Annotated in this window: 12 protein-coding genes and 1 pseudogene; 2 read left to right on the top strand and 11 right to left on the bottom strand. The window is 65.4% G+C overall.

Annotated features, from left to right (window positions below; genetic code table 11):
• Window positions 1–36: 36 nt before the first annotated feature.
• Complete coding sequence (locus Q1V87_RS04480) at window positions 37–987, bottom strand: tetratricopeptide repeat protein (protein WP_300591018.1); 951 nt, start codon at window positions 985–987, stop codon at window positions 37–39.
• On the bottom strand, window positions 984–2855 hold the full coding sequence (locus Q1V87_RS04475) for a glycosyl transferase (protein WP_300591017.1): 1872 nt from the start codon (window positions 2853–2855) through the stop codon (window positions 984–986). The genes Q1V87_RS04480 and Q1V87_RS04475 overlap by 4 nt, the downstream gene beginning before the upstream one ends.
• 167 nt (window positions 2856–3022) lie before the next feature.
• Here Q1V87_RS04475 and Q1V87_RS04470 point away from each other — a divergent pair, with 167 nt between their 5' ends.
• Window positions 3023–4087, top strand: a complete 1065-nt coding sequence (locus Q1V87_RS04470; protein WP_300591016.1) for an AI-2E family transporter — start codon at window positions 3023–3025, stop codon at window positions 4085–4087.
• Window positions 4088–4090: 3 nt separating this feature from the next.
• On the opposite strand, the gene Q1V87_RS04465 is transcribed toward Q1V87_RS04470, so the two are convergent.
• The 9 genes from Q1V87_RS04465 to rpsB all read right to left on the bottom strand — a co-directional run bounded on the left by Q1V87_RS04465 (window position 4091) and on the right by rpsB (window position 10712).
• The gene (locus Q1V87_RS04465) at window positions 4091–4819 is read right to left on the bottom strand and encodes an alpha/beta fold hydrolase (RefSeq protein WP_300591015.1); all 729 of its coding nucleotides are present in this window, start codon (window positions 4817–4819) and stop codon (window positions 4091–4093) included.
• A 1-nt stretch (window position 4820) separates the two neighbouring features.
• On the bottom strand, window positions 4821–5105 hold the full coding sequence (locus Q1V87_RS04460) for a hypothetical protein (RefSeq protein ID WP_300591014.1): 285 nt from the start codon (window positions 5103–5105) through the stop codon (window positions 4821–4823).
• 9 nt (window positions 5106–5114) lie between these two features.
• Window positions 5115–5801, bottom strand: a complete 687-nt coding sequence (locus Q1V87_RS04455; RefSeq protein ID WP_300591013.1) for a transglycosylase SLT domain-containing protein — start codon at window positions 5799–5801, stop codon at window positions 5115–5117.
• Between the two features lie 56 nt (window positions 5802–5857).
• On the bottom strand, window positions 5858–6448 hold the full coding sequence (locus tag Q1V87_RS04450) for a DivIVA domain-containing protein (protein ID WP_300591012.1): 591 nt from the start codon (window positions 6446–6448) through the stop codon (window positions 5858–5860).
• A gap of 37 nt (window positions 6449–6485) precedes the next feature.
• A complete protein-coding gene (locus Q1V87_RS04445) occupies window positions 6486–7493 on the bottom strand; it encodes a phosphatidate cytidylyltransferase (RefSeq protein WP_300591011.1) in 1008 nt (335 codons plus the stop codon).
• An 8-nt stretch (window positions 7494–7501) separates the two neighbouring features.
• Window positions 7502–8056 (bottom strand): ribosome recycling factor, encoded by a 555-nt coding sequence (gene frr / locus Q1V87_RS04440; protein WP_292712557.1) that lies wholly within the window; start codon window positions 8054–8056, stop codon window positions 7502–7504.
• Between the two features lie 47 nt (window positions 8057–8103).
• Window positions 8104–8826, bottom strand: a complete 723-nt coding sequence (pyrH, locus tag Q1V87_RS04435; RefSeq protein WP_292712555.1) for a UMP kinase — start codon at window positions 8824–8826, stop codon at window positions 8104–8106.
• Window positions 8827–8912: 86 nt separating this feature from the next.
• Window positions 8913–9740 (bottom strand): translation elongation factor Ts, encoded by an 828-nt coding sequence (gene tsf / locus Q1V87_RS04430; RefSeq protein WP_300591009.1) that lies wholly within the window; start codon window positions 9738–9740, stop codon window positions 8913–8915.
• Between the two features lie 81 nt (window positions 9741–9821).
• Window positions 9822–10712: a 30S ribosomal protein S2 gene (gene rpsB, locus Q1V87_RS04425; protein ID WP_300591008.1), complete on the bottom strand. Its 891-nt coding sequence runs from the start codon at window positions 10710–10712 to the stop codon at window positions 9822–9824.
• Window positions 10713–11063: 351 nt separating this feature from the next.
• Here rpsB and Q1V87_RS04420 point away from each other — a divergent pair.
• A pseudogene (locus Q1V87_RS04420) lies at window positions 11064–11433 on the top strand (M23 family peptidase); the annotation flags it as partial.

The following is an 11433-nucleotide window of genomic DNA, read 5'->3' as shown; positions in this document are numbered from 1 at the left end:
GAGAGCCGCCGCACTGCGCTGCTCGAAGAACCGCTCCTAGAAGAGCAGCGAGGCGAGGCGACTGCGCGCCCGGATGACGCGCGGGTCGTCGTCGCCCACAATGCCGAACAACTCGAGCAGACGTTCCCGCACGGGTGCGCGCACATCGTCAGGCAGTGCCGCGAAAAGGTCCAGCAGTCGATCGAAGGCGTCCTCAACGTGGCCACCCGCAACATCGAGGTCGGCGACCAGCAGCTGGGCGTCGACGTCGGTGGGTGCAGAGGCTGCCGCAGCACGCGCAGCCTGGAGGTCGGCATCCTGGACCCGTGAGAGCAGTTGCACCTGCGCAAGGCCCGCACGCGCATCCGTGGCGCGTGGGTTCTCGGCGAGAGCACGCTCGTACGCAGAGATCGCCGCCGCATAGTCGCCAGACTCGATCGCGGCGAACGCCTCGGCGTGAAGTGGCGGGAGCGCCGGTTCGACAGCAGCACCATCATCGTCGGCAGAATCTTGCTCGCCTAACCCGACAGAGCCGCTGACGCCGTTCTGCGCGGCAAGCTGCAGCAGCTGAGCGAACACGTCACGCACCTGCTGCTCGGGAACTGCGCCCGTAAACAGGGGCACTGCCTGACCGCCGACCAGGGCGACGACCATCGGAATCGACTGGGCACGGAACGCCTGAGCAAGCTGGGGGTTGGCATCGACGTCGACCTTCGCCAGAACCACCCGACCGGCGTACTCGATGACAACGCGCTCGAGAACAGGACTCAGCTGCTTGCAGGGCCCACACCACTCGGCCCAGAGGTCGACAACGACGGGCACGGTCTTGGAGAGCTCCAGAACCTCCGGGAACATCGCGTCGGTGACGTTGATCACCAGCCGTGCTGTGTTTCCGCCCGCCGGACCGCCAGCAGCCGGCTCGCTCGGCGACGGGGCTGCCGGACGATTGCGCAGAGCTGACAGGTCGACGGCGCCCCGGAGAGGAACGTTGGAGCCGGGAAGTGTCACAGCACAGAGCCTTTCAGAATCGAACTCGAGTAGCCCAGAAGACGGATCGGTTCGCTCGACCCCTTCTCCGGCACGTAGAAGAAGAGCTGGTCGCTGAAGGTCGTCGAGAATCCGGATGCCGACTGGTCGGCGCCCGCGAGTGTCTTCACCGTCGCGTTGTTGTCCAACTTGATGACCGCGTCCGCGTTGGTCGGCTTGACGGTATCGGTCTCGGCGATGCTGACCGCGACGATCGCGCCGCTCTCCAGCGTGGCGATCGCGAACGGAGCGAACTCACCGGCGGCAGCGCTGAAAGTCAGGCTGCCAGTCTCAGCTCCGGTCTGGTTGAAGGCGTCGAGACGTTCCTTCCGATCGGCGACGACGCCGGCACGGAACAGGTCGCTCTGCTCGTCGAACATGCCCGCGAACGCCGACTCGTCGCCCTTATCGAGCACGTCAGCGTATGCGGCTGCAAGCTCATCGGGTGGAAGCAGCAGGAACGGTGAATCCGGGGCAAGCTGACTCGCGCCGATGTACGACGGCGCAAGCTCGGGCATCAGTGTGTTGCCCCCGAGGTTGCCGATATAGCTCAGCTTGTAGGGCGTCCACGGATCAGCCTGCGTCAGAACCATGATGCTCGAGGTGTTGGCCTCGTCATCCGTGACGACAGCCAGGAACGACCGGGGCCAGCCGTTGAAGGCCTGCGGCAGGACGACCTCGACAGGCTTGCCAGGAACCGCGGTCGGCATCGCATAGTCGGCGATGGCTGACCGCAGGGTGTAGTTCGTCTTGCGCTCAGCCAAGAGCGCGCCGTCGAGCCGGGTCGCGGCGAGGTCGGCATCCTTCGCCTCATCAGCCTGAGCGATAGTCTGAGCCGCCTGCTCGACGATCCGCTCTGCCTGCTGCTTGGTAACCGCTGGGGCCTGCTGACCCTCCGGCACGATGACCGACGCGGTCGGACTCGGCGTCTCGGACGGCACCAGCTGCGGCCACGCATCCGACGTGCAGCCAGAGAGCAGACCAACTGTTACCGCCACAACCGGGAGCGCCAGGAAGGATGTGCGGCCACGGCCAAGCGCGCGCCGCGGCTTACCGGAACTGATCACGCCCTTGTCGGCCTCGGCGACAGACAGATCGATCGGCTCGGTGACCGGAAGCGGCAGACCTTTGCGGCGCGGGCCACGTGAACGGCGCACATGACGGATGCCGAGCACATACAGCACGACACCGACGGCCATCAGGATGCCGCCACCGACGATAAGGGGTCCGGCCCACGGCGTGGAGTTCTCGATCGGCCAGGTGACGCTCACTGTCGTCGGGGCAGGTTCCGTTCCGTCCGAGGCAATGATGACGCTCATGTCAGCGGGAAGCTGCAGTGGCGCGATGACGAGGTCGTCCTGCTGGTACTCATCCAGCCAGAGGTCAGAGCCCGCCGGGTTCCGCCCGGGAATCGCTTCCTCGGCTGTTCCCTGCTCGGCCGCGGCATCCCCCGTCGCCGCCCCATCGCCGGCCGGCGCGTCGGTTGCCGGCGTGGCGGTGGGGGCGACAGTCGGCTCGGGCTCAGGCGTCGGCTCGACCTCCTCGGTGACGAGCGCACCATCCTCGGTCTGCACGACCTGGTTGTAGGTGGCGTCTGCAAGCCACGCCTGCACGTCAGCCGTTCGACCGTAGGCGGCGAACACCGAACCATCGCCGAGGACTCGTAGCGTCTGGGAACCGGGATTTGCGGTCAGTACCGCACCGTCGATGACCAGATACGGTTCGTCTTGAGTGATCGAAACATCGGCTGTCGTGGAGCGTGGGCCCTGGAAGATCGTCCGCTGGGCGATTCCCGCCCCGATCATCACGGTCGCCAGAACCAGCGCGACCACAGCCCATACGAAACGCACGAAATACCTTCCTCGGCGCGCGGACGTCGTCGCACACCGGAAAACTCGACATTTCAGACTAGCGAACATGTGCTGAAAGTCCCCAGGGAAGGGGCGCATCACCCTCCCGGGCCCGGCTATGCGTATCCTGATCGCCAGGCGGATTACGCCAGAGAGAACGAGGTGCCGTGAAGCTGCAGAACCCCTTCCGCGTCGCATTCGTCGCGACCCTCGGCGTGGGCCTCGGACTCCTGCTCATCGCCAGTGTGCAGACGCTGTCGACGATCCTGCTCTACGTCGGCACCGCGCTGTTTCTCGCGCTCGGCCTCGAACCGATGGTTTCGTGGCTCATCCGCCGCCGCGTGCCCCGGTGGGCTGCAGTTCTCATCACCATCGTCGTCGTGCTCGGCATCTTCGCCGGCGTCATCCTGATGGTGCTCCCGATCATCGTGGAACAGATCACGCAGTTCGTCGTCGAGGTCACCCGCATCTTGCAGAACCCGTCGTGGCCGGACGAGCTACAGGCCTGGCTCGAGTCGGTCTTCCCGATGCTCGCATGGGACGACATCTTCGCCTACATCTTGCAGTGGCTCGAGGGCCTGGACTTCGCGTCGATCGGCGGGTCGATCGGTGGCAACATCCTTGCGATCGGCGCGACGATCGCGAGCGGACTGTTCGGTGCCTTCATCGTGCTGATCCTGACGATCTACTTCACGGCATCGATCCCCTCGCTCAAGAAGGCGGTGTACCAGCTCGTTGCGGCATCCAAACGGCAACGGTTCGTCGATCTCGCCGAACAGATCACCAACTCGGTCGGCTACTACGTCATCGGCCAGGTCAGTCTTGGTGTCATCAACGGCATCCTGAGCTGGATCTTTCTCAGCATCATCGAGGCACCCTTCCCGGCGGTGCTCGCCGTTGTGGCCCTGCTGTTCTCGCTCATCCCGCTCGTCGGTACGCTCACCGGCTCGACGATCATCGTGCTGACGTGCCTGATCCCAGGCCTTGGCTCGCCAACGATTGCGCTCATCGCCGCGATCTACTACCTCATCTACATGCAGCTCGAGGCCTACGTCATCTCGCCCCGCATCATGAGTCGCGCCGTCGCGATTCCCGGTGCAGTCGTTGTTGTCGCAGCCCTCGCCGGCGGATCCCTTCTCGGGCTCCTCGGCGCCCTGATCGCCATCCCGGCGGCGGCAAGCGTCCTGATCATCTACCGGCAGGTCGTCATCCCCCGGCAGAACGAGCGCTGAGTCTCAGGCAGGATCGCCGAGCTCGCCATCCCACTCCGTCAGCAATGGGAGGGCATCGGGGTTGATCGCGGCGACGATCTCGGTCAGGACCGTTCTCGTCTGGTTCTCGCCCACCCACAGGTGACGACCCCCCTCGACCGGAATGAGCGTGGCATGCGGGATGACCGAAAAGCGTTGCGCCGCCTCCTCTGGCTGGAGGAAGTCATCGAATTCCGGAACGAGCACGATGATCGGCCGGGGGTCTTCGGCCCACCCCGCGAGTTCGTCGTCGGTGGTTCGATGCAGCGGCGGCGACAGCAGCACGATTCCTTCGACGTCATGATCGGCGGCATATTTCAGCGCCAGCTCCGTCCCGAAAGACCAGCCGACAATCCACGGACGAGGCAACCCTCGCTCCGCGACAAACGACATCGCCGCGGCGACATCCCACCGCTCCGAGTCGCCGCCGTCGAAAGAGCCATCGCTGGTCCCGCGCGGCGAGGTCGTCCCCCGGGTGTTGAATCGAAGCACCGCAAGGTCGGCGAGGGCGGGCAGTCGTGCCGCAGCCTTGCGGAAGATGTGCGAGTCCATGAACCCGCCCGCCGTCGGCAGCGGATGCAGGGTGACGAGCGTTGCGTGCGGTGCGCGCTCAGCGGGCAGGGCGAGTTCACCGACCAGCCGCAAACCGTCCTGCGTGTGAAGCTCGATCTCTTCCCGGCGAGCGGGAAGCAGCATCGGTCCGCGAATCTCCATGTCAGCTGATCCTCCAGCAATGTGAGTGCCAATGTCGGCGAGCCGCGAGATCTGCGGCGTCGCCGAGAACGCCATCTGCGCGCCACGCAACGATGTGGGCGGCACCCGGCTCGATAGGGCGGACGCACCCGGGGCACGCATACGACTTCGTGGCCTGCGCCGCCGCGACCGGCTGCACAATCCATTCCACGCCGCGGCGTACTTCGGTTCGCTTCCAGCCCGCGATCAGGCGGTCGAGCCCGTCATCGCCGGCAGGCTCGGGGCGGCGACGATGAGATCGTGGCATTTTCGCCGGTCACCACCAGTGATTGTTGACCCAGAAGTTGTAAGCGCCGGCCCAGCTGCCGTAGCGCCCCACGGCGTAGCCGTTTGCCCACCGGAGGTTATCGACCGGGTTGTAGCCACTACCGGGAACCTTGCTGCACGGCAGCGCCTGAACGAGACCACAGGCCCCCGAGCTACGGTTCGTCGCGTTGGGGTTCCAACCACTCTCTCGCGAGACGACGTAGTCGACGTATCCCCAGTCGCTCTCGGCGATCCCCGCCGCCGACATCCACTCCGCGGGTGAGCCACCACCCGAGTAGAACAACGGCGCTGCTGCGCCGCCGCTGGATGCGACAACCGGGGTCGGAGTCGGCTTGGGCTTGACGTACACCTCATAGCCGCCGCGATCCGGATCGAAAGCGGCAGCCTCGGCATCCGTGTCCACGACGATCGACTGCGCGTCGACGATTGAACTCGCATAGAGCGAGACCGCCTCGGGCGTGTCATCCTCGGCAGTCGCAAAAGCCATCCCACTGGGGCCAGCGTTCGCCGCGACGAATCCGAGCGCCGCGAAGGCTGCGAACACGGCTAGCACCCCACGCCGCTTCGACCAGTGGCCAACGGGGGCTGCAGCTGCGCGCGGCACGCTGGAAGCCCGCTGGGCGAGTTCAGCGCTCGCGCGTGCGGTTACCTCGGCGCCACGGCTCTCATCGGTCACAATGACCCGATTCTATCGAGGCCCAGCCGCGCATGCTCCCGGAGCGACGCGCGAGTTCACTCGACAGCGAGCATGATCTCGACGACAGCATCCAGGACGGCATCGACCTGGACCTCGCGGTATCCACCGCGCTGCATACGGAATGCGACTCCTCGAACCTGGTCGATCGTCGCTCCGCTTCCTGTCTCGAGATATCGCGCAAGCTTGTTCATGACAAAGTCGACCTCGTCGATCCGATACCCATAGCGCAGGGCCCCCGTTCGCTGAAAGCGACGACGAGACGGCCGTTGCAGCCGGTCGAGCACCGTCTGCGCGTCGCGCCGCGTCCGGGCGATCCAGACATCAGTCCCGACTCGAGCAATGGCCGCGTCCCGCTCCCGCCGAGCGAAGGCGTCCTCGATTCGGGTGAGCGCCGCATCGACGCTCGTGATCTCGTAGCCGCGACGCGCGAGCGGGAAAGCAGCAGCACGGATCTGGCCCGAGGTCATCGACGGGTGGCCCGGAGCCTCGAAGGCATCCCGTGCGTGTGAGAGGAAGCTGTCGACCGCGGCGCGCTCGTAGCCCTTCACGCGTCCGCGTGTGACGGGGAACAGCGCGCGGGCCGGCTCGGGAACGGCGGGTGTTGCCGATTCAGGAGAAGAAGTCATCGTCATTCGGATACCAGCCTCACGCCGCTAGACCACATCATGCTGCCACCAACGGCGCGAACAGGTAGTACAGCGCCAGCGCCGCTGTTGCCGACGGGAGAATCGAATCGAGCCGGTCGAGGACGCCGCCGTGTCCGGGCAGCCACGAACTCATGTCTTTGATACCGAGATCGCGCTTGACCATCGACTCGCCAAGGTCGCCGGTCGTGGCGGTGGCGAGAATCACCGCACCCAGGATGGCACCGGCCCACCAGGGCACACCCAGCAAGAAGATCCCGAGCAGGATGCCTGCAGCAACAGCACCGACGACGGCTCCGGCGAAGCCTTCCCAGGTCTTGTTCGGACTGATCCGCGGCGCCATCGGATGTTTTCCGAAGGTGAGCCCGGCGGCGTACGCAGCGGTGTCGGCCACGACGGCGACCGCAATGAAGGCGAGGATCCACCACTCGCCGCCGTCCTGGCGTAGCAGCACCATCGCCATACTCGCAAGGAACGGGACGTAGAAGACCACGAACGTGCTCGCGAGCACATCACTGGTGACCGCCGTATATGGACGGCCGTCGGCAGCTGACATCTGAGCGATCAGGCGCCAGACGACAACGAACGCCAGGGCAGCGAACAGCGCTACCCAATGCAGCCACAGCTCGAGGAACGCGCCAGAGAGGAGCACGACGACTGCTGCCGCGATCTGGGGAGCCAGATCGATGCGACGGTCAGAACTTGCCAGCGCACGCGAGAACTCGACAACGCCGAGAACGACGACTCCCAGAGCCAAAAAGACGAAGGCCCACTTGATGAAGATCAGCGACAGAAGCGCGACGGCCCCGATCCCCACACCGATGAGGATCGCAAGAATCAGGTCCCTGCCGGTGCGCTTCTTGATGCGCTCGTTGGCCTCTTCGAACTCTGCACGTGCGTGTGCCACATGCTGCTCGAACTCGGTTCGCGCGGTGCGCATCGGCGTCTGGAAGCCAGGGCCGGCATCATCGGCCGCATCTCCGGCAGAATCGCCAGGGACGCGCGCATCGGAACGGTCATCGGTCATGTCGACCGTTACACCTCGAGAAGCTCAGCTTCTTTGCGCTTGAGCGCCTCGTCGATCTGGTCGACGTGGGCGCGCGTGAGCGCATCGAGCTCTTTCTCGGCGCGACCAAGCTCGTCTTCCCCGATGTCGCTCTTGAGCGCGTCGAGGTCGTCCTTGGCCTTACGACGGATGCCGCGCACGTGCACCTTGGCGTCCTCAGCCTTCGCGCGCACGAGCTTCACGAACTCCTTGCGCCGCTCTTCGGTCAGCTCCGGCATCGTGACGCGCACGATCGTGCCATCGTTCGTGGGGTTCGCGCCGAGGTTGGGGGCATCCCGAATCGCCTGCTCGATCGCCTTGAGCGCCGACTTGTCGTAGGGATTGATGACCAGCGTGCGCGCCTCCGGATTGTTCAGCGACGCAAGCTGGGCGAGGGGGGTCGGCGAACCGTAGTAGTCGACCATGATCCGCTGGAACAGCTGCGGGTTGGCGCGTCCCGTGCGAACGGTCGCGAAGTCATCCTTCGCGGCCTCCACTGCACGATCCATCCGGGTTCCGGCATCGGTCAAGACATCCGCGATCACGGCGACTCCTTACTGCGTGTGACCTGCACAGTCTAGTCGGCAGGCTTTCAGCCGACCGTGACGACCGTGCCGATGGATTCGCCGAGAAGAGCACGTGTGACGTTCCCCTCGGGCTCCATGCCGAAAACGCGCATGTCCATGCCGTTGTCCATGCACAGGCTGAAGGCTGTCGAGTCCACAACCTTCAAACCGCGCTGCAGCGCGTCCAGGTACGTGATCCGATCGATGCGGGTCGCGGTCGGATCCTTCCGCGGATCTGCGGTGTAGACGCCGTCCACGCCGTTCTTTGCGACGAGAACCTCGCTCGCACCGATCTCGAGCGCACGCTGGGCCGCAACGGTGTCGGTCGAGAAGTAGGGAAGGCCTGCGCCTGCCCCGAAGATCACAACGCGCCCCTTCTCCATGTGGCGTTCAGCGCGGCGCGGAATGTATGGCTCGGCGACCTGGGTCATCGAGATCGCCGACTGAACGCGGGTTGCCGCGCCCGCCTGCTCGAGGAAGTCCTGAAGCGCCAGCGCGTTCATGACGGTGCCGAGCATCCCCATGTAGTCCGCCCGACCACGGTCCATTCCCCGCTGGCTGAGCTCGGCGCCGCGGAAGAAGTTACCGCCACCGACGACGACGGCAATCTCCACCTCGTCGACCGCCGCAGCGATCTCGCGTGCAATCTGGCTGACGACATCGGGATTGACTCCGAGCTGCCCTCCCCCGAATGCTTCCCCGGAAAGCTTGAGCAGGACACGCCGGCGCCCCGTCGATTCATCCGCCACGTACATCTCCTCTTGTCGACTACAACCTACCGAAGCACATCAGAAAGGGCCCGCACTGGATGGTGCGGACCCTTTCGACATGATGCTTACGCGCCGACCTTGAACCGGGCGAAGTCTGTGAGCGTGAGGCCCGCGTCCTTCGCCACCTGGGCGACCGAGAGCTTGTTGTCTCGGGCGTAGTCCTGGTCGAGCAGAGCGACCTGCTTGAAGTAGGCGTTCACACGGCCCTCGACGATCTTCGGGAGTGCCGCCTCGGGCTTGCCCTCGTTGCGCGAGATCTCGGTGACGATCTCTCGCTCCTTCTCGACGTCGGCTTCCGGAACGTCATCGCGCGAGAGGTACGACGGGTTGGCGAAAGAGATGTGCTGCGCCAGCGCGCGAGCGGTCTCCGCGTCGTCACCCGTGTAGGCCAGCACGACGCCCACCTGCGGCGGGAGGTCCTTGTTGGTTTTGTGCAGGTAGATCTCGAACTTCTCGCCCTCGATCGTTCGCACCTGGCGAAGTTCGACCTTCTCGCCGATGATCGCTGCCTCGTCCGAGATCAGCTGCTCGACGGTTCCCGCGCCGGCGGAAGCGGCCAGGGCCTCCTCGACCGAGTTCGCACCGATCGTGGCAGCAGCGTCCACGACCTTGTCTGCCAGAGCGACGAAGCGGTCGTTCTTCGCGACAAAATCGGTCTCGCACGCGAGCTCGATGAGCGTAACCTTGCCGCTCAACTCGCGGGCCGCGATGAGGCCCTCGCTCGTGGAGCGGTCGGCACGCTTGGCGTTGCCCTTCGCGCCCTTCAGGCGCAGGATCTCGACGGCCTTCTCGACGTCGCCGTCAGCCTCTTCGAGTGCCTTCTTGGTGTCGACCATTCCCGTGCCCAGCTGCTCGCGCAGCGCCTTGATGTCGGCGATCGTGAAGTTTGCCATGGGTGGTGGCTCCTTGTTCGTGGTGAGTTCTCGTGGATGCTCCGGTGGCGCAGTGGCGCCACCGGAGCGATGTCGATCGGCTTACTTGGCCTCGGCGTCAGCGGCGGCGTCCGCGTCACCGGCGACGGCCTCGTGCGCGGCCGCGCCGGCAGCGTCGGCCTCGGACTCGGTGGCGATGGTCTCGACCTCGGCGACGTCGGTGACAACCGGCGCGCCCTGCTCGAGAAGCTCGCGCTCCCACTCGGCGAGCGGCTCAGCAGCCTCAGCCTCGCCTGCCGGCTGGTGGCGCTGGATGAGACCGTCAGCGGCGGCATCCGCGATGATGCGGGTGAGCAGGCCCACAGAGCGGATCGCGTCGTCGTTGCCAGGAATCGGGTACTGGAACTCGTCGGGATCGGCGTTGGTGTCGAGGATGCCGATCACGGGGATGCCGAGCTTCTTGGCCTCGTCGATCGCGAGGTGCTCACGCTTGGCGTCGACGACCCAGATCGCCGAGGGGGTCTTCTGCAGGTTGCGAATACCGCCGAGCGACTTGTGAAGCTTGTCGAGCTCGCGCTTCTTGATGAGCAGTTCCTTCTTGGTGAATCCGCTCGCTGCCGGGTCGTCGTAGTTGAGCTCCTCGAGCTCCTTCATGCGCTGAAGCCGCTTGGAGACGGTGACGAAGTTGGTGAGGAGGCCACCGAGCCACCGCTGGTTCACGTAGGGCTGACCCACGCGGGTCGCCTGCTCGGCGATGACCTCTTGCGCCTGCTTCTTGGTGCCGACGAAGAGGATCGTGCCACCGTGGGCGACGGTCTCCTTCACGAACTCGTACGCCTTGTCGATGTAGGTCAGCGACTGCTGCAGGTCGATGATGTGGATGCCGCTGCGCTCAGTGAGGATGAAGCGCTTGACTTTCGGGTTCCACCGGCGGGTCTGGTGTCCGAAGTGCACGCCGCTGTCGAGCAGCTGGCGAATCGTAACGACGGCCATGGCCGTACTCCTTTGCTGACGCGGATCCGCGTCTCTTACGGTTGATCTCGTCGGTCGGCGACCGACGATCCTGGTGCCCGACACGCTTCCGCTGTGCTCTGGTGAGCTCAGACCGATGGAAGTCGTGCCACCTGACAGATAGCCAGGCTGTAGGCACGCGAAGTCACCCCGAGATCGGGATGCCCTCCCAGTGTACCAGCGAGAGCATCCGCGAGATACGCGATGCGTTGACGCGAGAAGTGCACTACCTCGACTCGCGGTCTCCTCCCCAGCCCTACTCCCGCCGGTGCCTGTCCCCCGGCGCGGCACCGGCAGCCCGAGGCCATCAGCGCAGCGTGAATGCTGACTGACATGTCCCCCTCTCGACTCGTTCTGCCCACCGTCCTCGCGCTTACTCTTACGGTCGCACTGGGAGCATCCGTCCCTGCGTCGGCTGCGCCAGCGATCGCAGCGGACACACACACGATGCGATCGCCGGACCCAGCGCTGGTGGCGGATGACTGGGTTTGGCCGGTGTCGGGGTTTCGCATCCTCACCGCATACGTCGCACCGGCGCATCGCTACGGGCCAGGTCACCGTGGTGTCGATCTGGCGCTGTTCGGCGTCCGAACCGTCCGTTCGCCGGCGCCAGGCGTCGTGCAGTTCTCCGGTCGCGTGGTCGATCGGGATGTGATCACGATCGACCACGGAAACGGGCTCGTGACGACGCTGGAGCCCGTGA

The organism is Microbacterium sp., assembly GCF_030149085.1.
Classification (GTDB): Bacteria; Actinomycetota; Actinomycetes; order Actinomycetales; family Microbacteriaceae; genus Microbacterium.
The sequence above is the reverse complement of the archived record's forward strand: the minus strand, read 5'-3'. Positions and strand labels throughout refer to the sequence as shown.